This window comes from Acetomicrobium sp. (genome assembly GCF_059026225.1).
The window spans coordinates 185142-207725 of record NZ_JBWQOQ010000002.1; the positions used below are offsets into that span (position 1 = coordinate 185142).

The 22584-nt window shown below is 44.7% G+C and carries 18 protein-coding genes; 11 read left to right on the forward strand and 7 right to left on the reverse strand.

Features of this window, described 5'->3' with window-relative positions:
* Window positions 1-3: 3 nt before the first annotated feature.
* Genes AC5SXE_RS02050 through AC5SXE_RS02080 form a run of 7 tightly spaced genes read left to right on the forward strand, consistent with a single transcriptional unit; the run spans window position 4 to window position 6690 of the window.
* Entirely contained in the window at window positions 4-1146 is a 1143-nt protein-coding gene (locus AC5SXE_RS02050) for an NADH:flavin oxidoreductase (RefSeq protein ID WP_493916635.1), read from the forward strand.
* Between the two features lie 23 nt (window positions 1147-1169).
* Window positions 1170-2825, forward strand: coding sequence for an ABC transporter substrate-binding protein (locus tag AC5SXE_RS02055; protein ID WP_493916458.1), 1656 nt, complete (start codon window positions 1170-1172; stop codon window positions 2823-2825).
* Window positions 2826-2851: 26 nt separating this feature from the next.
* Window positions 2852-3829 carry an ABC transporter permease gene (locus AC5SXE_RS02060; protein WP_323721666.1) on the forward strand — a complete coding sequence of 326 codons (978 nt, stop codon included), beginning with the start codon at window positions 2852-2854 and terminating at the stop codon, window positions 3827-3829.
* Window positions 3826-5007, forward strand: coding sequence for an ABC transporter permease (locus AC5SXE_RS02065; protein ID WP_310848499.1), 1182 nt, complete (start codon window positions 3826-3828; stop codon window positions 5005-5007). The genes AC5SXE_RS02060 and AC5SXE_RS02065 overlap by 4 nt, the downstream gene beginning before the upstream one ends.
* A complete protein-coding gene (locus tag AC5SXE_RS02070; RefSeq protein ID WP_310848497.1) occupies window positions 5004-5774 on the forward strand; it encodes an ABC transporter ATP-binding protein in 771 nt (256 codons plus the stop codon). The genes AC5SXE_RS02065 and AC5SXE_RS02070 overlap by 4 nt, the downstream gene beginning before the upstream one ends.
* Window positions 5771-6238, forward strand: coding sequence for an ATP-binding cassette domain-containing protein (locus AC5SXE_RS02075; RefSeq protein ID WP_493916459.1), 468 nt, complete (start codon window positions 5771-5773; stop codon window positions 6236-6238). The genes AC5SXE_RS02070 and AC5SXE_RS02075 overlap by 4 nt, the downstream gene beginning before the upstream one ends.
* Window positions 6187-6690: an oligopeptide/dipeptide ABC transporter ATP-binding protein gene (locus tag AC5SXE_RS02080; RefSeq protein WP_493916460.1), complete on the forward strand. Its 504-nt coding sequence runs from the start codon at window positions 6187-6189 to the stop codon at window positions 6688-6690. The genes AC5SXE_RS02075 and AC5SXE_RS02080 overlap by 52 nt, the downstream gene beginning before the upstream one ends.
* A 14-nt stretch (window positions 6691-6704) precedes the next feature.
* Here the strand turns inward: AC5SXE_RS02080 and AC5SXE_RS02085 are convergent, their stop codons facing one another.
* Window positions 6705-7889, reverse strand: coding sequence for an MFS transporter (locus tag AC5SXE_RS02085; RefSeq protein ID WP_493916461.1), 1185 nt, complete (start codon window positions 7887-7889; stop codon window positions 6705-6707).
* 224 nt (window positions 7890-8113) lie between these two features.
* Here AC5SXE_RS02085 and AC5SXE_RS02090 point away from each other — a divergent pair, with 224 nt between their 5' ends.
* Entirely contained in the window at window positions 8114-8668 is a 555-nt protein-coding gene (locus AC5SXE_RS02090) for a rubrerythrin family protein (RefSeq protein ID WP_323721602.1), read from the forward strand.
* Between the two features lie 172 nt (window positions 8669-8840).
* A complete protein-coding gene (locus AC5SXE_RS02095) occupies window positions 8841-9734 on the forward strand; it encodes a DMT family transporter (RefSeq protein ID WP_332636486.1) in 894 nt (297 codons plus the stop codon).
* Window positions 9735-9803: 69 nt separating this feature from the next.
* On the opposite strand, the gene AC5SXE_RS02100 is transcribed toward AC5SXE_RS02095, so the two are convergent.
* The 6 genes from AC5SXE_RS02100 to AC5SXE_RS02125 all read right to left on the reverse strand — a co-directional run bounded on the left by AC5SXE_RS02100 (window position 9804) and on the right by AC5SXE_RS02125 (window position 15780).
* Entirely contained in the window at window positions 9804-10988 is a 1185-nt protein-coding gene (locus AC5SXE_RS02100; RefSeq protein WP_493916462.1) for a cation:proton antiporter, read from the reverse strand.
* A gap of 35 nt (window positions 10989-11023) precedes the next feature.
* On the reverse strand, window positions 11024-11392 hold the full coding sequence (locus AC5SXE_RS02105; RefSeq protein ID WP_310848485.1) for a P-II family nitrogen regulator: 369 nt from the start codon (window positions 11390-11392) through the stop codon (window positions 11024-11026).
* Between the two features lie 35 nt (window positions 11393-11427).
* Window positions 11428-12345: a dihydrodipicolinate synthase family protein gene (locus AC5SXE_RS02110; protein WP_493916463.1), complete on the reverse strand. Its 918-nt coding sequence runs from the start codon at window positions 12343-12345 to the stop codon at window positions 11428-11430.
* A 160-nt stretch (window positions 12346-12505) separates the two neighbouring features.
* A complete protein-coding gene (gene phoU / locus AC5SXE_RS02115) occupies window positions 12506-13219 on the reverse strand; it encodes a phosphate signaling complex protein PhoU (RefSeq protein ID WP_310848483.1) in 714 nt (237 codons plus the stop codon).
* Window positions 13209-14843, reverse strand: coding sequence for a Na/Pi symporter (locus AC5SXE_RS02120; protein WP_493916464.1), 1635 nt, complete (start codon window positions 14841-14843; stop codon window positions 13209-13211). Before AC5SXE_RS02120 ends, phoU begins: the two co-directional genes overlap by 11 nt.
* A gap of 52 nt (window positions 14844-14895) precedes the next feature.
* Window positions 14896-15780 carry a YitT family protein gene (locus AC5SXE_RS02125; protein ID WP_310849296.1) on the reverse strand — a complete coding sequence of 295 codons (885 nt, stop codon included), beginning with the start codon at window positions 15778-15780 and terminating at the stop codon, window positions 14896-14898.
* Between the two features lie 245 nt (window positions 15781-16025).
* Here AC5SXE_RS02125 and AC5SXE_RS02130 point away from each other — a divergent pair, with 245 nt between their 5' ends.
* Together AC5SXE_RS02130 and AC5SXE_RS02135 are read left to right on the forward strand one after the other, a co-directional pair.
* Complete coding sequence (locus AC5SXE_RS02130; protein ID WP_493916636.1) at window positions 16026-18902, forward strand: PD-(D/E)XK nuclease family protein; 2877 nt, start codon at window positions 16026-16028, stop codon at window positions 18900-18902.
* A complete protein-coding gene (locus AC5SXE_RS02135) occupies window positions 18895-22497 on the forward strand; it encodes a UvrD-helicase domain-containing protein (protein ID WP_493916465.1) in 3603 nt (1200 codons plus the stop codon). Before AC5SXE_RS02130 ends, AC5SXE_RS02135 begins: the two co-directional genes overlap by 8 nt.
* Window positions 22498-22584 lie beyond the last annotated feature (87 nt).

Here is a 22584-nt window from a genome sequence, read left to right on the forward strand (position 1 = left end):
TCAATGGAAGACGTTATCTCTAAGCCGGTCATGCTAGGAAAAGTAGGCTTAAAAAATAGCATCATACGGTCCGCTACATGTTTGTCAGGGGCTGATGAAAAGACGGGTAATCCTTCTTCCGCTTTAATAGGAAGGTATAAAGAACTTGCCGCCGGCGGCGTTGGAGCAATTATAACCGGACATGCTTACGTAAGCGTCGAAGGTAAGGCTTCTTTTCGTCAACTTTCCATCAGCTCTGATGATAACGTTCTCGAACTCAGCAGGTTAGTAAATGAGGCACACGAAGCAGGATGTCCGATATTATTTCAGTTATCGCACGCAGGTGCTTTCAAAGCAAAAGAAGGTGAACCTGCCTTGGCGCCCTCGGACGTTAAAAACCCAAAAACCGGAACATCTTGTAGGGCGATGACCGTTTCTGAGATTCATTCAACTATCTCTAACTTTGCAAAAGCAGCTGTACGCGCAAAAGACTCAAACGCCGATGGCGCTCAGATACATTTAGCTCACGGCTTTCTTTTGACGCAATTTCTGTCTCCCATCTTCAATAAAAGAAAAGATGCATACGGCGGAGACGATATCGCAAAAAGGGCACGCATAATCTTTGAGATCTTAGAAGAAACCCGTTACCGCGTTGGAGATGACTTTCCCCTATGGGTCAAGATATCCGTGATGGAAGGAATCCAACAAGGCTATACAAGCTTGGAAGGAATAAGGCTGGCTGAAGAGTTAGCCAAGGCAAAAGTTGACGCCATTGAAGTTTCAGGAGGAACTTTTTACGGAAACGAAACCCTAACGCCTTCTCGAACAGGCATAATAGCAGGAAAAAACGAGGGTTATTTTGCCGAAGAGGCCAGGGCAATAAGAGAACGAATAAAGGGGCGTACGCATGTTATCCTCGTGGGAGGTTTGCGCTCTATTGAGGTAATGGCCAATCTTTACGATAAAGGCGTAGCTGACGGCTTTGCATTATCGCGTCCGCTGATCGCAGAGCCCGATCTCATCAATCGCTGGATTGATGGCAATAGAGAGCCCTCTGAGTGTATTTCATGCAACGCTTGTTCAAGGACGGGAAAATCAGGGATAGTTTACTGCCCCGTTATGCGTGATGCAACTGAAGGCATTTGGGCACCACTGCCCGAGTGTTAAATACACCTTTAAAGGGTATACCAGTGACTTTCGGCAAAAATAAAATCCAAGGAAAGACATACTTTTTTTGCCCTTTTCTGATCGTTTTAGTTGTAGTTGCCTTGTTTTTACCGCCCGCCTCGGCTGTGCCCTTAAAAGAATTTAACATACCGCATATTGAAGATCTTTATTGTTTAATCATAAAAGATAGCGATGCTCAACTTTTGGCACTAGAAGGCGGTCAGGTGGACCTATTGGGAGATATAGCTCGCTTTTCCGACATAAAAAGACTCGGTGGCAGCGATAAAGTAAACCTTTACCTGGCAGAGGGTTTTCACGCCTTCTATCTTGGTTTTAACTTGAGAAAACCTCCCTGGGATAGAGTGGAGCTCAGGCAATCCATATGGGAGATTGTAAACCGGAAACAGATTGTGCGCGATATCTTTGGAGGTTACGCCTTGCCGCTTTTTTCCTTTTTACCGCCTGCGTCGCCCTATTTATTAGAACTTTCAATCCCAGACTCAAATCTCGAAAGGGCGAAAGAAAGGCTTAAAAGAAGTGGCTGGCGCTGGAACGAAAGGGGAATCTTAATTTACCCTGGACAAACTAAACCTTTGTCCAAGATGAAACTCATGACGCCAATGGCCCAAGTGGCTCCCACCACGGCAGAGATCGCAGAACGAATCTGCGAATCCATGAGAAGCTTAGGAATTCCGATAGAAACGGAGCCCATGGATTTTTCCATGATGATAGCACGCTTAGACCAGCACAAATTTGACGCCTACGTCATAGCCTGGGGGCTGTCTCGCGATCCCGACAACTTATACGCCTTTTATCATTCCTCCATGGACATAATAGGTGGTTATAACATCAGCGGTATAAAGGCACCTGATTTAGACGAAGCGTTAGAGGACCTTAAATACGCAAAAGACGAAAAAGAAGCATACATCGCCGCCGAGAAAGCCCAAAGGCTGCTTTATAAATATGTTCCCCAGGTGCCAGTATATTCAAGGTATTACATAACGGCCTTGCAAAAGGAGTGGGAGAAAGCCGTGACATCTAAATATATAACTCCCGATAATATATACTCATTTTTATCCTTAGAGCACAAAGAAGACAGGAAGTCCTTTTATTGGTGTTTGCCTGAGGAACCCCGCAACTTAAACCCCCTCTCTGCAACCAGCGCCTACGATTGGCAGGTTCTTTCTTTGGTATACGAATCATTGCTTGGCACAGATCCTTTCACCTTAAAAGACGTTCCCTGGCTTGCGAAAAGCTGGAAAATTGAGGCTGTTGGCGATGACGGAAAAGAAAGGACGCGTTTGTCTTTTATTATCAGAGAGGGCATCCAATGGCAAGACGGCGAACCCTTTACTGCAGATGATGTAAAGGCTACGATAGAATTTATCCGAGAGCATTCCATTCCTAGGTACTTTGATAGCGTTAAAGACGTAGATGACATCACAGTGACGGGAAACGTCGTTGCCATAACCTTCTTGGAGAGAAGCTTTTGGTACCTGCACCAAATTGGGGGGCTTCCCATGCTTCCTGCTCACGTGTTATCAGGCATAAATGACTGGAGAACGTTGCCAGAGGAACAGATCATCGGCACAGGACCGTTCGCATTTTCGAGCTACAAGCCGGGAGAATACGTCAAGCTCCACAAAAACGAACTTTATTGGAGGAGAGCTCTTCCTTGAAAAAGTTTAAGCTATGGATTTCTCAAATGCATGAAAACTATTGGATTCGTAGAATTTTTACGGGTCTTTTAGTGATAGTCTTGGTCTTATCGCTCAACTTTTTTCTTTTTAGACTGATGCCCGGCGATCCAACGAGCACCTTGCTTGACCCTCGCTTTTCGCCCGAAGCAAAGCAAGAGCTTTTGAGGTCCTACGGTTTGGACAAGCCAATGGTCCAACAATTTTTTATATACGTCAAGCAAATGCTTACCTTTAGATTTGGGATTTCCTTCCTCTCGCAAAAACCGGTATGGCAAGAGCTGGCCGAAAGGCTTCCCAATACATTGGCCCTGCTTTTGCCCTCGCTTTGTCTATCTGCCATTTTAGGATCCTTTCTTGGCGTGATGGCCGCAAAGGGAAGGGGCAAATTCACCGAAAGGATCGTGCTGATGTCAGGAGCGATCTCTTTTTCTTTCCCCTCCTTTTTCGTGCAACTCGTACTTCTTTTATTGTTGGCACATACCTTTCCCCTCTTTCCGCTCAGGGGAAGCACCTCCATACCGCCGCCAGTAGGTTTCTTGAGCTCTTTGGCTGACAGGATGTGGCACATGGCTTTACCCGTCGCTTCTTTGGTGTTGCTTGGCTTTGGATCATGGGCACTTTACGTAAGAAACTTGATGGTAAAAACGCTGGGTGAGGATTTCATCTTGCTCGCCCAAGCTAAAGGTTTAAAGAAACGTCAAATCCTTTGGAGACACGCCTTTAGGACAGCACTTCCACCTATCATAACGATCTTTTTTCTTTCGCTGCCAGGGGTCATATCCGGGGCAGTAATAACGGAGACCGTCTTTTCGCTTCACGGAGTGGGAAAGTTTCTGCTCGAGGCCGTTTCGGGACACGACTACCCCGCGGCCGGAGCGGCTTTTTATCTGCTTGCGCTCATAACCGTGATATGCAACCTTCTTGCGGATGTAGTTTATACCCTCGTAGACCCGAGGATAAGCTTTAGAAAGGTAAGGCGATGACCTTGCGACGTTATGGCACCTTATTTTTATTCTTTTTAATTTTATTGAGCTTTTTGGCCCCTCTTTTCATGGGACCTGCAAACGAAGCGGTGGCTCCTCCCTTTTCCAAACCTCTCTGGCTCGACCTGGGCTCTGCCAGACCGTTATCGTTTAACGTAAAGGAAGAGACTCTTTCATTTCGATGGAACGATAAACCTCCTACGACCTTTTCAATTGAGGGTACCGTCTCCTTCGAAAGCCCACCAAAAGAAGCCTTTCTTTTGCTTATCACCCCGGACCGGATTTATAAACTTGCAGACTTTTCAGGCGGTCAATACTTCAATGTTGATATCGACTCAAGGGACGTGCCCTTAAAATTTTACTTGGGTTTGGATCCCTTCGTTGATCTTCCAAGTGTAGTCTTTTCGGAAAGAGGCGAATACAAATTAACAGTAAAATCCGACTCGGAGGCGAGAATAAATTTGAAAGTGGCCATTCACGTGGGCAGATGGGGATTATTTGGAACGGATCAGAGAGGAAGAGATGTGTTTCGACTCTTCGTGGCGGGCATCAAAATTTCTTTGCTGGTGGGAATTTCTGCAACGATCATAGCTTCTACACTTGGAATGGGTTTAGGCCTTCTGGCAGGCTATATTGGCGGCCTCATAGATTCTTCGATTATGAGGGTCATTGACGTCCTGCTTGCCATACCCACCCTGCCCATTTTGATGGTCATATCGGGAGTTTGGGGAAGAGGTTTGTGGCAAATAGTGCTTGTGTTGTCCATCTTTTCCTGGATGGGAACGGCCCGAGTGGTGCGTTCCATGACGTTGTCCTTGAGGGAAGCTCCCTACGTTGAAAATTTGCGCGCCCTGGGAGCTTCAACGAGGTACATTCTAACGCGGCATTTGATACCTGAGGCGTTACCTCTGCTGCTTGCTCAAATGGCACTGGGCGTACCCGGAGCTATCTTGGCGGAAGCGGGATTATCATTTCTTGGATTATCCGATCCTTTAATGCCATCCTGGGGAAGGATGTTGCACGAAGCCCATGTATTTGGGGCTTTCACCAGCGGTGCATGGTGGCTGATATTCCCGCCAGGATTAGGAATAGTAGTGATATGCTTGATATTCATGGGCATAGGTAGAAAGCTGGAAGAGCAAGCAGATCCGCGACTGAAGGAGAGCTTGAGAAGATGATGGAAGTTCGCTCTTTAAGCGTCGTATATCCAAACGGAGTCAAGGCTGTCGAGGAAGCCACTTTGACCCTTTCGCCCGGGAAGATTTTAGCCTTGGTCGGCGAATCGGGAAGCGGCAAAAGCACCCTTCTTTACGCATGTCTCGGACTTTTGCCAAGAGGATCAAAAATATCGGGCAAGGTCTTTTTCGATCATCTGGATTTTTTGAGCCTTCCCGAAGAAGAGCAAAGGCAGATCAGATGGAAGAAGGCATCGTTGGTACTTCAAGGCACGATGAACGCCTTTACTCCCGTCTTGACAATGAAAAGACAATTCGTCGAGGCGATGGAGGAACACTTAAACCTAAAACCCACAGACGCGATAAACAGGGCAGGCGAGCTTTTAAAGGAAGTGGGTTTAGATCCTAAATTTCTTTTCCGGTACCCTCACGAGATATCGGGCGGGCAAAAACAGCGATGCGCAATAGCCATGGCCCTGTGCTGCAACCCGGACTATCTGCTGGCAGACGAACCCACCACTGCTTTGGATGTCATCACACAGGCCGAGATAATCAATCTTTTAAAGAGGATCGTAAGACAACGCAACATGGGCATGCTCATCGTCACCCATGATTTGGCCTTGGCCACCTCGATAGCCGATAAAATATCCGTCATGCATCAAAGTCGCATAGTAGAGATCGCAAGTAGCGAGGAGATTGTAAATCGTCCAAAACATCCGCATACCATTGATTTGATAAGATCCCTATCCATGATGGAGGAAGAACATTGATAGAAGAAATAGCTTGCTCAGAAAAGGTAACGCTGGTTTTTGACAAAAAAACTGAAGCGGCCCTGACAAACGTGTCCTTTTCCGTGAAAGTTGGCGAAAGTTTTGCCTTGGTTGGGGAATCCGGGAGCGGCAAGACCTCTTTGCTGAGACTCCTTCTTGGCCTCATAGAACCGACTAAAGGAAGGGTGCGCCTTTTTGGTAAATGTTTGGACGAAATAGGCCACGAAGAGCTTCGTAAAATCAGACGTAATTGCGGCTATATCTCACAAGATCCCTTCGGGGGCCTACCTCCAACCCTTACGGCCCTTCAAGCCGTCCTTGAGCCACTTATTGTAACGCGCTCAAGTTTGAAAAAAGACGAAATTGACAAGGCAAAGGCGCTTCTATCGGATCTTGGCATAGAAGAAAGTCTGTGGAACAGAAAGTTGATCCAAGGATTTTCAGGGGACAGCGCCAGAGGATAATGCTATCTCGAGCGCTCATCACGGACCCGAAGTTGCTTTTTGCCGACGAACCTACATCCATGCAGGACGTATCGACACGATGGGATCTCGTAAATTTACTAAAAAATTACCACCAAAGAGGCATGTCTCTCATCTTCGTCACCCATGATTTGCTGCTTGCAAAGACCATCACACAAAAGGGCATAGTCCTTTATAGAGGCCTGGTATGCGAAGAAGGACCCACCGCATCATTGCTCACAGACCCCTTACATCCATATACGAAGGCGCTTTCAGCCGCCCTGCCAAGGCTTGGCAAGGCAATCAAGATCAAGGCCAAAAGAAAACCGCTTCCATCAAGCTGGGAAGGCTGTGTTTATTTCAGCTTGTGTCCCTATGTTTTCGATAAATGCAAGCTACCACCTACTTTAAAGGAGGTGGAAGGCGGCAGAAGAGTGGCCTGCTTTTTGTACTAGAGATATATTTTCAATCATCTGTATTTTCCTAAGAACATCACAAAGGTCATAAAAGAAAGAAGTATGGCTATCAACACGAAAAGAATCACGTAAGCTAACGATAAGTCGTAAAGCCACCCAATAATGAAGCTTCCGCAAAATAGTGAAATTCCGTAACCGGCGTTAAATATGCCATAGGCTGTACCCCGACGTGCCGGAGGAACGATATCCGCAATGGCTGCCCGCATTATAGTTTCATGAACGGCCATGACCAGCCCCCACAAGCCAACTCCTATGGCAAGCGATATGGGATCCCTGGCAAATGCAAATAAGGGTATCGGAAGCGTAAACACAGGAATGAAAAGCAGGCTTCTCAAACCTATGCTGTCGTATAACCTCCCTACGATTAGCGCAAATAGGGCGTCAATTCCCATGGCAATGGCGTAATATATTGGTATATTTACGTCTGCAACGAAGGCGCCAGCCTTCATGTGATACGCCATGATTTGAAAAGGAACGAGTCCAACTCCTGCAAGGCAGACAAATAACATATATCGCCAAAAAACCATCGACAATTTGCCCTCTTTAGCATCTTCTCCCACTTTTTCTTCCATCTCGAACTTTTGCGGAGCTGGCGTCGTCCTTTTCACCAACATCAATACTACTAAAAGCAACACAGCGGGTATTAAAAGAAGGGAAAACCCCCCTCTAAAGCCTAACCCGAGGTATAGGGCAAGCGACATTATAAGCGGGCCAACTATGGCACCTATTTGATCCATAGCCTCATGTATTCCAAAACCCCAACCTCTTCCGACGCGCTTGGTAGCATAAGAAAGCAAAGCATCCCTGGCGGGGCTTCTTATGGCCTTTCCCAATCGCTCGCATAATATGAATAAGGCGGCTATCCTCCATGTAGGTGCCAAGGCGAGTAGGGGAATGCTTAAAATCAGGCCATAACCCAAAAACACCAACGGCCAGTGGGCCTTTGTGCGATCAGCTAAGTGGCCGGAAAATATGCGCACCGCATAACCCAGGAGCTCTCCAAATCCTGTGACAAATCCTACTATTCCGGCACTCGCTCCAAGAGTGGCCATAAAGGCTCCCGTAGAACTCCTAGCGCCTTCGTAAGCCATATCTCCAAAAAGGCTGACCAATCCCATCATAAGTATAAAGTGCATTGAAGCCCTTTCGATGCTTTTACTCCCCGAGGTCTGCTTCATTTTTTTACTCCTCCCCGACAATCTAAGATTTAACAAGCTTCTTCTCTATTCTTTTGCTTCTTCTAATGTTGATCCAATATTTCAAGCATCCCTCACCAATTTCAATGCTATTTTACTCTGTTAGATTCAAATGTCACTCGCCATGAGATCTTGACAAGCAAGTTAAATTAATTTTAAATTATGTGTGGTGCCTAGATTATAATCCATCGAGGAGGGATTGCAAAATGGCCGTAAAAAACGCTATGACTGCAGATTTCTTGCGTTCAGCTTATGGTGGAGAGTGCATGGCCCACATGAGATATTTAACCTGGGGCGAAGTAGCCGAAAAAGAAGGTTTTCCCAACATCGCTCGTCTTTTTAAGGCAATCGCCTACGCCGAGCAAGTCCACGCCGGAAATCATTTCAACGTCCTAAACGGCAATATCGGAGACCATCCTGTAACAGCTGGCGGGGTGTTCGGTTTAAAAAACACTGCCGAAAACCTCCAGGGTGGCATCATGGGAGAAGAATTTGAGGTAGATCAAATGTATCCCGCATATTTAGAAGTAGCCAAGATGCAGAAAGAAGAGGAAGCGGTTAGATCCTTTACCTTCGCCTTGGAAGCCGAAAAGATACATGCCGAGCTTTTCAAGAAAGCAAAGGAAGCCGCAGAGCAGGGCAAAGATTTCGAAGTGAATAAGATTTACATCTGCCCCGTTTGCGGACACACTGCAACTGATGAACTTCCAAATCAATGTCCCGTTTGCGGAGCCAAAAAGGGGATATATAAGGAATTTTAAGCCACTTACAAATGAATTGTGCAACAAGAGGCGTTCAGCTATATAATTATAGCTGAACGTTTCTTGTTATACACATCCATGACAAATCCTTTGGTTATAATAGAGCCGTTTTGGTGGCAACCTGTCAAAGTACATAAAATGTAAAAGCTGAATGATTGGAGCCAGTAAGCCAATGGATTTAAAAACAAAATACAAGGCCTTCGCAAAAGCAGCATTGGCTACGATGTTTTGGGGTGCCTCTTTCGTGGCCATGAAGATAGCCGTAGAAGAAGCTTCTCCATCGATGATAGTATGGGTTCGTTCTTTGGCAGGCGTTGGAGTATTGCTGATATCGCTACTCGCCAAAAAGAATATTAACCTATCCCTGTCAGCGAAGGACCTGATTTATCTTGCGATACTTGGATTTATGGGAGTAACCTTTCATAACCTAATTCAAGCAGAGGCTTTGAAGACGGCTCAAGCAGCTACGTCCGCCTGGATTGTATCGACCACCCCCGTGATCATTGCCCTGTTAGGCTGGATGTTCTTAAAAGAAAAGATCGCCAAAACAGGATTGATAGGCCTTTTTTCGGCTGCATTAGGCGTGTTGATGGTACTTGGGGAAGGCAGCTCCCTTATGCCTGAGAGCATAAGGGTAGGTGACATATTGATCTCTTTAAGCGCAGTCAACTGGGCAGCCTTCACGGTATTTTCCAGAAAGTTCCTCGGGGGAAAAGATCAGATCGTCTCCCTTTTTTATGTCATGTCCTTTGGTTGGCTTTTTTCAAACATCCCCGCCTACATTTCCGGCATGTCTTTTTCGCTTTCTTGGCAGGCTTGGGCAAGCTTACTTTTTTTAGGCGTGTTATGCTCAGGGGTTGCCTATATATTTTGGTACGATGCTCTCTATGTCCTCCCAGCATCTCAAGTTGGCGTCTTCATGTACCTTAACCCATTAACGGCCACAGCTACGGCCGTTGTGCTTTTGGGAGAAACCTTGTCACCCAGGGACATCGCTGGCGCATCTTTAGTCGCCTTGGGACTTTGGTTAGTAAATAAGAAAAGTAAACATGACTTATCTTCGTGACTGGATTGTTACAGCGATCAAAAACTTAATCTATAGGCTTAAATTTTTGATCGCTGTATGTTATTTAATTTACTGTCGGTCAGAAGATATTTCCCCTGCCATCATAAGTGCTTGCTTTGCTACGACGGGGCCTATTAATTCATAAATAACTGTGGAACCAAGAATTATATTCCTAAGCACTATCCCTACGCCCGGAAGGGCCTTTTCAGCTACCAGGGAAAGCCCTATCGCTACTCCGGCTTGAGGGGCTAGGGCCAAGCCTAAGTATTTTTGAACAACGGCAGGAGCATTTGTCCACTTTGCTCCCAAGTAAGCTCCTAAAACCTTTCCTATCATTCGGAAAATCACATACCCTATAGCAAGCAGTCCAACTTGACGTAGAACCGAAATCTGCAAATCCGCACCTGAAATAGCAAAAAAACTTACAAATATTGGCGGTGTGAAGCGATCAATAACGGATAAAACTCGATCACTGCGATACACCAGATTCGTAACCGCAGCACCAAGAGCCAGACATGCAAGAAGGGACGATACGTTAAAGTAGGACGCCACTCCAACTGTTAAAAAGATACAAGCAATGACAAAAGACAGAAGTGTATCATGACCTCTCAGATATCTTGAGATCACCGAGAGAAACAAGCCCACACAAAGCCCTAAGCCAAGGGCTATGAAGATTTCGAGCATGAGCCTTCCAGTTAACATAATCATGGCTATGACTCCTGCGCTCGCCATGGGCAAGGACTGGGAAATACCAATAGCTATGCCAAAAACCATAATGGCCACGGCATCATCCAGCGCAACCACGGGGAAAAGCGTATCTACAAGAGGACCTTTGGCATTATATTGTCTTATTACCATAATTGTTGCGGCGGGAGCCGTTGCAGCTGCAATAGAGCCAATCATGAAACTAAAGGGTAGCGGCTGCTTGAAGATAAAAACCATTGCGGCTATAACGACCAAAACGGCACCCAGTGATTCTGTAAGTGTGATTACAAGTATTGAAGAGCCCATTCTTCGCAAATGTTTAATGCTCAGCTCTCCGCCTATGCTGTAGGCGATAAACCCAAGAGCCGCCTCTGAAATAATGTTAAATGAAGAAACAGCTTCTCTTGGAATAATGCCTAAAAATGAGGGCCCGATGAGCATTCCTGCTAAAATATATCCCGTCACGTTGGGCAGTTTAAACACGCTTACAATCCTTGCGAGAAAAAGTCCAGCAAGAAGAATTAAAGAAAGATAATATAAGGGATGCACTATTTTATCTACTCCTTCATTTATTTTATTGCTATTTAAAGACCAACATCAGATCGACAATAACTTAAAGAACCGCCCTCGACATACTCCACCGGCAAAACAAAAAGAATCCCTACATTGGGCTTAGTTAAATCGCCTAAAACTCTTTTCACAGCTTGTATTGCTGGCTTTACAAGATCATCGTCAAGCACAACAAAAATAGTCTTATTAAACGGATATTTATCGTCAATAAGCATTTTAAGCGAACCGAAAATAGGAACTTTATCCACGTTTTTATCATACAAAATGCGGGCCATTCCTTGAGTATCTATAACAGTAGCCCCTCCTACGCCAATTTCAAGGAACTCCTTAAACACCTCTTCTACCTTATCTCTTTCATTCGTGACTATTACTAGCAATTTCATGGGCATTCTTCCCTTGTTATTTTTTATATTTATTTTTAAAGGCAATTCTTGCCACAAACTTCATGAAAAAGATTTAGTGCTGCATTGACTAAATCGGATATTTCTCTTTTGGCCTCATTCGTCGCAGGCAATATCGGCAACCTTGGCGATCCTCCATGAAATCCGACCATTTCCATCGCTGCTTTCATTCCACCAATGCCATAACGCGTTGTAACAGCAGCGTTAAGTTCGAGAAGCCCGAGCTGCAATTTTTTTGCCCTGTCTAATTCGCCGTTTTTGCAAAGATCGTAAATGGCTACGCAATAGTTCGGAACAACGTTAGCTACGGCCAAAGTCCCTCCTACGCCTCCAAGCATTAACGTGGGCAAAAGAAAACTGCCGGAACCGGCAAAGACAGCAAAGTCCTTTGGACACTTTGCTATTATGTTGGCTATTTGGGTGATATTCCCTGAGCTATCTTTTATGCCTACTATGTTGGGATGCCTTGATAACTTGGCCACCAAATTTGCACTCATGTTGACTCCGGTGTTTCTCGGCATGTTATAAAGCATCACGGGAACAGCAGATTCATCTGCAACGAACGTGAAATATCGCTCTAATGCCTCGTCCGTCATGTCGCTTTTATAATAACTTGGCGTAACCACCAAGACAGCATCAGCTCCAAGCCTTGCACACTCATTGGTAAGCTCTACTGTCTCGCGCAAAGACTCACACCCCGTGCCCGCTATGAGAATTTTATCCTTTGCAATGGCCTCTTTGGCAGCTTTCACCAAGGCCACCTTTTCATGATAACTCAATAAAGCAAACTCGCCATTGCTTCCAAGAACTACTAACCCTGAAAGCTTGGTCTCACTGAACTTCTTTACGTTTTCGCTAAACCGCTTTAAATCTAAGTCACCAGACTCATCAAAAATCGTAGCTATAGGAGCAAATATGCCATGGGGCTTTTTCAATGAATATCACCTTCCACTTTTGATATTTTTCGATCCTAAATAACGCTTAGTCCAAGGACAAGCGGCTATGCATATGCCACATATGGTAGCACCGATTTCCAAACGATGTAGTTTGTCTTTTAAATCAATGGCGAAACTCAAAACAGGCCCATTCCCTTCCTTAACTTGTACGCAAAAGCTTTTCTTTGATTCTTTCTCCCGTCACGCTAAAAAAGGCACGCTCGGCTATGTTGGTTGCGTGGTCTCCCGCTCGTTCTAAGTACCTTGAAACAGACAACAAATCCGTTGCCTTTTTCACCGAGTAGGGGTCATCCATTTTCGTTGAAGCCATTATTTGGATAGTCTCCGCAAAATTCACCCTGTTTAAAGCATCCACCTCATCGTCGCTCATATAGACTTCTATTAATTTGTCTACGTCTCTAGCCTCAAAAGCTTGAATGGCTTCTCTTACCATCTCTATCACAATATCCGCCATCTTAGGTATATCCATCAAGGGTTTAATTAAGCCTTCTCTATTTAGCTCCAGAGCCCTTTCTGCTATGTTTACGGCTTGGTCTCCTATGCGCTCCAATTCGGTTATTATTTTTATTATAGTGAAAACGAAGCGCAAGTCCTCGCGCACGGGCTGGCGCATTGCCAATAAGCGGAGACATTCCTGCTCGACTTCGACCTCGATAATGTCTACTTCGTCATCCTTTCTGATGACCTCAAGGGCAAGATCGTCACTTTTTTTCATTATGGCTCCTAACGCATCGTCTATTGCTCGCTCAACTAAATCAGCCATCGCGTACAGCTGTTTAAAAAGCCAGCTCTTATCGCGCTCAAAAAGTCCTCCGACCTTTTTTTCCTTAGTGTTTCGTTTTCTAAAGATCAAATTCCTTCTCCCCTTGTAAATCAACAAATGATCTTTCATCGTATTCGGTTTCGTAACGCCTGGCAGCGCGTGCAAATTCCAGCGATTCCCTTAAAAAAGCATCGAGCAATGTCAATAAATCGATCAAATCTGTGCCATCTTCGATCGTACAATGAGACAACATTAATTCGTTCTTTGCCTCTCCCAATTTCACTGAAAGCTTACTATATGATCGAAAGGCTTTGTTTGCAAAATATGGGTCATCAAGGGCATATGCGCCTAAGCTGCTCGCGAAAACGTCGAAAAAACACTTCTTTACATCCTCCCACTTGAAAGGAAGAAGAGGGTTCCTCATATCTATATTGCCTGTCATCAAAGGAAAAAGCCTTTCAGTTGCGAGGGTAACCATATTTTTAAGAGCGTTTAGCGAATAGGAGGTGATGACAAACTCCCTTGTAAGCGATTGATCTTCATTTGAAACCCATGTAATGGCCGAACGGTAAAAGATGCAGGAGTTCACTAGATCGGGCAAGCTCGCTTTTAGTAAATAAAGATGGTCTTCGTCAATGTTACCATAAAATAAACCGTATAAAAATTCCTCCAAAAAATTGGATGTTCGTACTATCTCCTTCGAAAGAAGCGAGACAGCTAACGCTGTGACATCTACAAAGTCCCAATCCAAATATAGAGGTTCTATAGCTTCTTTCTCACTCAAACTGGCTAGCCCTTCTCCCATTTTCAAAAGAACCGAAGTAAAAGGCAGCGACACAATCACATTTACCAAGACGAGCAGCATTTGCAATAACGCTATATGGGCACCCATTGACATGGGTAAGTTTTCTCCGACTTTCAGATAGAGCAAGCCCAAAGGAATCATCGGGACAATTCCAAAGGCTCTGTACAAAAATGCGCTCCATGCAAGTCCTTGAGATTTTCGCTTTTTCCCCAAAGCCGCCAAAAGGGCGGAGCTAGAGGATCCCACATAAGCCCCTAAAACCAGCGGCAATATGGCGCTAAAGGACAAAAGACCCGAACTTGCCATTCCTATTGCGACAGCTAAAGTGGCCGTGCTGCTTTGAACAACCGAAGTAAGTAAACACACCGTTATCGCCAAAAGAATGGCCGATTGAGTCAGGAAAGAAAGAAGATTTTGTATATGACTTGAATAAACTAGCGGGTAAGATCCCAGTTTGATCAAAGACATTCCAAAAAACACGATTGCGATGCCTTCAGCTATCTTAAAATACTCTTTTAAGCGCCTTTTCGTAAAACGCCCCAAAAAGACTATAACCGCGAATATTAGCGGGCTAAAAAGGATTAAGTCGAGGCTCAAAAAATACACAATCAAGCCAGTACCCACGCTTGCGCCCATTATAACTAAAAGGGCGCGCTCCGAGGCAAGCAATCCAACTTCGACCAATCCTACGGCAAAAGACGATGCCGCGGCGCTGCTTTGCATCATAACCGAAAGTAGCGTGCCAAAAAGAAAAGATGAGCCTCTTTTGGCCCCAACGTGAGACAGAAAAGCCTTGCCGCTTTTCCCAAGGTATTTTCTAATGTTGTCAGGGCATTCGTTTAAACCATATAAAAACAGACCTACTCCCCCTATTAGGAGTAATAAGCCATAAAGTGGTGCCAAATCCATCACCAGCCTCAAAAAGTGAATCAAATTGCATTAATCGCCATAATCCCAGTAACTAAAACTCCTTCCAAGATTTAAAGCCTTTGCCAACTACCTCAGATGCCTCGGCTACCACCATAAATGCTTTTTTATCCGTCGATGCCAAAAAACGCTTCAAGTCCATCGTTTGCCTGGGGGTTAAAAGACACATGACAACCTTCTGGCTTTTCCCTGTAAATCCACCTTCCCCTTGAAGCAAAGTCACTCCTCGCCCTAACTCCTTTATGATAAAATCCTTAACTTGTTCGTATTTTTGAGATATTACGAAAACTTGCCTTCTTCTATCAAATGACCGCAAGACCCCGTCAACAACTATGCCGCTTATGTATATTGCCACTAATCCGTAAATTGTACGTTCGATGCCGATCACTGGAGCCGAGATCAAAAGCACGACCAGATTCATATAAAAGCTATACTTGCCCACCTCAATCCCATATCTATTCCTCAAGGCTACAACTACGATATCTGTCCCACCAAGCGATGCTCCGGATCTAAACACCAGTCCACCACCGATGCCCTTTATAACGCCGGCAAAAACGGCAATCAAGAATAGATCATCCAGTGAAGGGGTAGGCATAAATTCTAAAACCTTTAAAAGCAGAGAAAATAATCCAACGCCGTAAATGGTAAGCGCTACAAATCGTGGAGAAAGTTCCTTCCATCCCCAAATTAGCAAAGCCGCGTTTCCAATTGCAAACAACCACGACGGAGAAATATGAAATACATAAGACGAAAGCACAGCTAAACCTGTCAGTCCGGCATCGGGAAATTTGTAAGGCATAATGAGAGTAACTGTAGCGATGACGGATATGGCAGTGCCAAAGCTTATTATCAGGAAGCTGTCTTTCTCTTGTTTTAAAACGATATGTAAGCGCAACAACATTTTTCGAAGTTTATTCATGCTCACTTAAAACCATCCTCCCCGTGCCCTAAAGCTAATTTGCAACTTTTCCATTTAACAATCATGCAACGTAAAACTCAGTTTTTACGATACTTGCGAATTGCAATTTCTGCACAAGATCAGAAATAACGAGGTATTATAATATCACAAGGCAAGGTAAAAATTGATATTTACCAGGGATGTTCCGTGATTTTAAATATACCACATAGCATAAAATTTATTGAGGTGATCCTTTTTTGAGTATTATGATTCACACGTACAGATTCGCAACTGAGCTGGAAGAACCTCTAAAAGAAATTCACCATGAGCACAAAGACCTCATCTTCATAGTGCCCTCTAAGGAAGATAAAAATCTCTTGCTTGAAACATTATCTATAGAAGGCCTTGCACACGACTTTCCCGCCATATGGCGGTGGGGCGATTTGTACGGAGGACTCGCAGACATCCTCCGAAGATTGGGCATTCGTCCTCCTATAAAACGACAATTAGACCCTCCCGATCACTGGCTAGTCGTAAGACACCTCGTTCAAAATGCCTTGAGAACTTCAAAGGAGTTAATAGACGCTATTCCCGCGATAAGGCAACCAGGATTCATAGAAACAATAGGAAAACAACTTCATGAACTCATCGGCGAAGATGTCCTTCAGGAAGATCTTGCTATGGCACTAAGCTGTAAAAATCACGAGGGCATTTGCACCTGTGACGACAAATGCCCAAAGTTGATAAAGCCAACTGGGTTTCTCTGCAACATCTACGGGAAATATTTAAGCTACCTCGATGAAAACGACCTCGCTGACAGTGCCCAAATCCCTTTGTTGTCTAAAAATTTGCTGCTTGAATTCGAACAACTCAGGCGTCATCTAAAAAATTACGCCTTCGTCTTGGTGGGATTTATGAGTTTCATGAGGTCTCAGCACGAATTGCTACGAGTTTTAGATGAAATTGGGGTAGCCATAGATATATACAAACCTGATCCTGCGATGGGCCAAAGTTTTTATGACGTTGAACAACAATTCGCGGAAAGTGCAACGATATGCAAAATATCAAAGCAGGATAAGTCGGCAAATTTACATTTAATTGCTTGTGGTGATTCTAGGCAAGAGCTTGAAACGCTCGCTCGCAATATATGGTTTGCGGTAGAAAAAGGTTGTTTTTCCTTCAGCGGTATAGCCATAGAAATACCGGCCTCCTACCGAAAGATTACCGAGGAGGTGTTGGATGCCTACCGCATCCCTTGGGCTTTTAATTCAGGTACGCTTTTGAGTGAAACCCTCTGTTGGGATTTGCTGATGCGCTTGAAAAAGTTAAAGGATGAAAATTGGCCATTTCTTTTCGTGTTTCGATTCTTTTTCAGCCCATTCCTTGGATTTAATTTATCCGATGAGCTCTTAGAGCTGCTAAATGAAGAAATGCCTTCAGGAATTAAAGAATGGCGGGATTTTTTGAGACGAAATGACATGAAAGATTTACTTAATATCATTGAGGCATGCGATTCCTTTTTCAATGATATTAAAGAGGGTATTAATGCGGAAAAGTTGTTTGAGAAACTTTTCGAACTGCTAAGCGATATCATAAAAGTCCAAGAAAAGGTACAAGACCTCATAACAGATCCCAAATATGACGAGACTTTGTTTGAAACAGCCAAATTTCTGGAAGCCATCGAAAGAAAGGCCTTATTTTTAAAGGAATCGCTTCCTAGCCTTGGTTCGGCCCAAAGAGATTTGCTTTCGGAATCTGAAGCCTGGGAATTCTTGTATCGCTTCGCGGAAGAAACGAGGCTACTTCCCCCCAAAAAGCAATTAAATTCCATCACCCTATATATAGACAACTCTCCTGTGCTTGCGACTCACAGTCTGTACACAATTGTAAACGCTACTACTGAAAAGTGGCCGGGAAAGATAATTGAACCGCCCCTCTTAAACGATGAAGCAAGGATGATGATACATGAAAACACAGGCCTTGCAGGCGTACACCTTCCCCTGAGGCACGAAAGAAGACAGCAACTTGAAGCTCTGTTTCGAAGGCACCTATGCTCTGGAACGGATGCTACATGGATAACTTGCTCTGTTATCGATACACAGGGCAAGCCCCGGAAACTTTCCTCGTTTTTGGAAGGCGCATTAAAAGATGGCTTATGCAAGGTGACAGGAAAAACCGAAAGGCCCTTAAGCAAATTGCTGCCTAAGGGAGAAACATATCTGAGAGAATCTGAAGTGCCACAGGATAAACTTTCCAGGCGGAGAAGAAAACCCGTGGTTAAAGTAAAACCCAAATTTAAGGGATATTTAAGCGACATAGACACATGGACTCAATGCCCCGCCCTTTATGCATACAAAAGCATCCTCAATCTATACCAACCGCGGGATGCAGGTTTTGACCCACAGCGTTGTGGCATATTGTTTCATCAGCTATGGCAAAAAGCATGGAACAAGCGTTTGACATGCAAAGACTCTAGTCTTGCAACTTGCATAGAGAAACTTTGGGAGCAAACGGTAAAATCGGTCTACCCCTCGCTTCTGAATAATAAAAAGTTATTCCGACATAATAAGCGGCTATACGCACAAGCCAAAAGGCTGGCTTTAATACAAGAAGGCATAAAATCAAATCTTGGCAATTTCTCCATCTCTCAGTATTGGGAAGTGGAGTTACCTACAGTGCTCGTCGACGCTGTGTCTTTTGTTGGAAGAGCCGACCGCATCGATTGCCTGAACGAAAAGGGGCAAATCCTCTGGGACTACAAGACTGGTGGTTCGCATAACTACGAAAGCTCCCTTCAGCTTGCCGCTTATGCTTCAGCTTTTATGAAAAATGACATAGAAATAATAGGCGCCCTTTACCTTTGTCACGGAAACAGCATGTGCATCGGTCACGTCTCCAAAGAATATAAGGACTTCATAAAAGCTTTGGTACCTGAGGATTTCCCGGAAAATTTCAAGATAAAGCGCGAAAAGCTGGAGGATATCGCAAAGAGAGCAGAAGAAGCGCTCACAAAATGGGCAGAGGATTTAATGTCGGGATCCTTTGAGCCACATTACGATCCTAAGACATGCCAGGAATGTCAATACAAGACCCTTTGCAGAAAAAGCGAAATCGGAGGAGAGGAAAGACAAGATAATGATTAATAAAACTGCTTTAGCCGAGCTCTTCTTGAGTGTAGCTACATCCAAGCAACGCGAGGCGGTGATATCGGAAGACGACTTAGTCGTAGTAAGCGCCGGCGCTGGAAGCGGCAAGACGCGCACGCTCTCGTGGAGATTTGCTTGGCTCGTCGCAACAGGAAGTGCAAGGCATGACGAAATACTTACCATCACCTACACCGAAAAGGCAGCTCAAGAGATGGAAGATAAAATTCTATCGACTTTAAATGATTGGCTTAAGGCCTTGGAAACGTCGGACATTGCGCCTAAAGAAAAGAAGGCTGTTGCAGAGAGACTGACTCTGGCTTGCAATCGCTTCGATGAAGCGCAAATTTCAACCATACACAGCTTTGCCATGAACCTGCTAAAATCCTACGGTCAATTCCTGGTGATAAATCCAAATTTTAATATCGTTACTCCGCAACAGGAGGATATATTCTATGAATCTGCCGTCAACGCCCTGGATTTGCTCGACGAAAATTGGTTCTCTCAAAATGCGCCCTTACCGTGGCACCAAAAAACCATGGACTTAATTTCAGATGAAGCATTTAGAGACGTTCTTGACTTTTATGGCCCTAGGGTTTTGATCGATCTTGGAAGAGAAGCCTGCAACCTCTTCGGAAGCAGAAGCCTAAATCCCGATGAACTTTTTAGAATATCGACCGCTCTTGAAAAAATCGACGAAAAGGCAATAGAACTCGTTTTTAACCCAAATGCTGATCGTAAAGGTTTATATAGCGACCTTTATAATTTTTGGATCGAGGAAGTAAATGTAGATGCAGGAAATAAAGATAATCTATCCCAAAGAGTGCGAGATTTTCAAAACCGTTGGGAAAAAACTTATCCTGGCTCCCCTCCTGAATGGGCTCGCTTTTTGGTGGACTTAAACGACGAAGTGCTTTCAAATATTCCAGGCAGAGGAACATTCAAGGAAGAATTGGAGGCCTTATTACTCCATCGTTTAGGCCACGAAGGGCTCAAAATTCACCGTGAAAGTTTATCGCAAGACGTGGCTCTGGCAAGATGGATAAAAGACACAACTCAAGATAGGCCGCTTCGTGAGATACTGCTTAAATTTGCGAGCATCATTTGGGCTATTTGGGAGGAGCACAAAAAAAGATTAGGCATCCTCTCATTCGATGACCTGCTAATTAAGGCAAAAGACATGGTGAATCAACACCCTGAGATAGCTAACCGATACAAATACATCTTGGTGGACGAGTTTCAAGATACAAACGGCGTTCAAAGCATGCTGATTGAAAATATCAAGACTGCAAAGAATGACCAACCGGCAAAGCTATTCATCGTGGGCGATTTGAAACAATCCATATACAGATTTCGCCACGCCAATCTTGAAATATTTGCAGACTACATAAAAAGGGCACAAGAAGGAGCTGGGCGATATGTATATTTAAGCGAATCCTTCAGGATGACCAATGAGCTTTTAGACGAGATAAACAGCCTTTTCGGTCATCTTTGGCGTGAAGGCATAAGTTCCTCCTTAAGACATCCTTATGAACCATTGGCGTATCCTGATGTTTTAAAGAAGGAAGATATTCAATCAGCAAACGATAGCAAGATAGGCGATTTAATGTTACTACTCGAGACGACAATCGAAGACGGAGAAGGGAAAAAGGTCGGTGCGACGCACAGGAAAAATCTCTTAGCCTCAAACCTTGCAGGCCTTTTTGACATGCTGCACGAAGGCGGAACTCAGTGGAAGGACATGGTGGTTTTAGTCCCGTCACGAAATTATTACGACCCGCTCGAGGAGGCCTTCGAAAAACACAATATTCCAGCAGTTTTTGTGGAACAAAAAAGTTTTTTCTCGAGATCAGAGACGCTCGACGCTACCGCCTTATTATCGGCTTTAAGCGATCCAGAGGATGACTTTGCCCTGATCGGCCTGTTATCCTCGCCTTTCCTCAGGTTATCTCAAGAAGCCGCCCTAAAGGCCATTTTATCCATTGAAGGCGATAATGGCCGTGGCCGAGCGTGGAAATACGTAAAGGCCAACCTTCCAACCGTTGCTCGTAAAATAGAAGATCTGCGACACAGGGCTTTTTTGTGCGGTCCTAGTAACGCTTTGAACTACTTACTTGAAGACCCGTTGTGGCTGCTTTCTGCGCCGCCCCACAAAAGATCAAGAGTTTTTTCAAACATGAGGCATCTAATACAGATTCTAAGGGGATACGAAGAGGCCTTGGGCAAAGACGTTGCTGGAGCAGCTCATTATCTAAAAAACACAACGAGGTTTAATGTTCCCTACGAGGAAGCCACTCCTTTGGGCGAAGATGAAGATGTAGTGAGGGTCATGACGGTTCACGCCGCCAAGGGATTGGAATTTCCTGTAGTGGCCGTCTTCGGCCTTGAACATCACAGACATCCACGAAGCGGCTCATCCCTGGTTCCCTCGATTTTTGTAGGTACCGTGGCAAGTTCTTACCCTGACCCCCTTTGCCAAAAGGAAAGCCCGCCATCGAAGGCAGTGCATGATTACCTTGAAGGCACAGCGCAAGACGAAGAAAGCTTACGGCTATTCTATGTCGCTTGTACTCGTGCAAAAAACAGGTTAATACTATGCGGAAGCTGTGCCTTAGACTCAGATGGGGCTCCCTCGAAAAGAACAGGCCTTTGGTTAAAAGCTTTGCTGGGCTGGCCTGAAGCCGAAAAAATTGTCATCCCAGAAGCTCTCCTTGGTAAACCCAAGCCCAAGCTTTCGGACGAGCAAAGGACCAAGAAAATTTTATCCCAAGCAGTTTCTTTGAAGAAATTGTCATCGATGATCCCAACCTCGCCAGTTGACAGGTTAAGCGCCACCGAATACGCAATAATTTCGTGGTGTCCCCACGCATACAGACTAGGATACAAGCAAGGATTACCATTAAAATGGGAGCTGCCAAGATCGGAGGATTACGGTGGACCTGACGTTGGAAGCTTGGTACATTGGATATTAGCGCGCTGGGATTTAAGAAAAGAAAGCCTCGCCGGGTTTTTCCCACAAAAAGACGATGACCTCGAAGCCTTGTTGCGCTTATTGCCAACCGGTCTCCGCCCGGTGCTCAAGGACAAAACCCATTGGACCATCTTGATGAGATGGCTTGAGGCTTTTAGAGAAAGTCCGCTAGGGCTCTCACTTCAAAACGTACTAAGCTCAAAAAGCCTCAAAGGCCAAGTCCACAGAGAGATACCCTTTTCCGTCAACTTGGACATCGGAACTCGACTGGCCGGACAAATAGATCTGATTTATCATGACAAAGAGGGGATTCATCTTTGGGATTATAAAATAACGGAAGAGGCCAGTATCGACAGCAAGTCACTCATGGGACTTTATAGCCATCAGGTAAAATTCTATGGATATGTGGTGAGGCGTCAATTCCCTCACAAGCCGCTGGAAATGGGGCTATACCTTCTAAGGGAAGGTAGGGCTATCGGGATAAAAACTGACGATATTTCCTTCGATGATGTGGAGAAACAAATTGAGGACGCGGCTTTCATCTCGGCACATGGCCCTTATAAAAAAAATATGGATAACTGCCTGGCCTGTCCATGGAAAAATCTATGCACTAAAGAAGCCTGATTATCTAATACATTATCTTTGCGATGATTAAATATTTACATAGAAAATGTCTTCTTTTTAAAATAGGAGGCATTCTTAAATAACTCG

What these genes read in the sequence shown, in the direction of transcription:
- AC5SXE_RS02065 (WP_310848499.1), top strand. Translation starts at nt 3,826, where the DNA reads ATGACCTTGCGACGTTATGGCACCTTATTTTTATTCTTTTTAATTTTA.
- AC5SXE_RS02050 (WP_493916635.1), top strand. Translation starts at nt 4, where the DNA reads ATGGAAGACGTTATCTCTAAGCCGGTCATGCTAGGAAAAGTAGGCTTA.
- AC5SXE_RS02085 (WP_493916461.1), bottom strand. Translation starts at nt 7,889, where the DNA reads ATGAAGCAGACCTCGGGGAGTAAAAGCATCGAAAGGGCTTCAATGCAC.
- AC5SXE_RS02135 (WP_493916465.1), top strand. Translation starts at nt 18,895, where the DNA reads ATGATTAATAAAACTGCTTTAGCCGAGCTCTTCTTGAGTGTAGCTACA.
- AC5SXE_RS02095 (WP_332636486.1), top strand. Translation starts at nt 8,841, where the DNA reads ATGGATTTAAAAACAAAATACAAGGCCTTCGCAAAAGCAGCATTGGCT.
- AC5SXE_RS02105 (WP_310848485.1), bottom strand. Translation starts at nt 11,392, where the DNA reads ATGAAATTGCTAGTAATAGTCACGAATGAAAGAGATAAGGTAGAAGAG.
- AC5SXE_RS02125 (WP_310849296.1), bottom strand. Translation starts at nt 15,780, where the DNA reads ATGAATAAACTTCGAAAAATGTTGTTGCGCTTACATATCGTTTTAAAA.
- AC5SXE_RS02090 (WP_323721602.1), top strand. Translation starts at nt 8,114, where the DNA reads ATGGCCGTAAAAAACGCTATGACTGCAGATTTCTTGCGTTCAGCTTAT.
- AC5SXE_RS02130 (WP_493916636.1), top strand. Translation starts at nt 16,026, where the DNA reads ATGATTCACACGTACAGATTCGCAACTGAGCTGGAAGAACCTCTAAAA.
- AC5SXE_RS02070 (WP_310848497.1), top strand. Translation starts at nt 5,004, where the DNA reads ATGATGGAAGTTCGCTCTTTAAGCGTCGTATATCCAAACGGAGTCAAG.
- AC5SXE_RS02120 (WP_493916464.1), bottom strand. Translation starts at nt 14,843, where the DNA reads ATGGATTTGGCACCACTTTATGGCTTATTACTCCTAATAGGGGGAGTA.
- AC5SXE_RS02060 (WP_323721666.1), top strand. Translation starts at nt 2,852, where the DNA reads ATGCATGAAAACTATTGGATTCGTAGAATTTTTACGGGTCTTTTAGTG.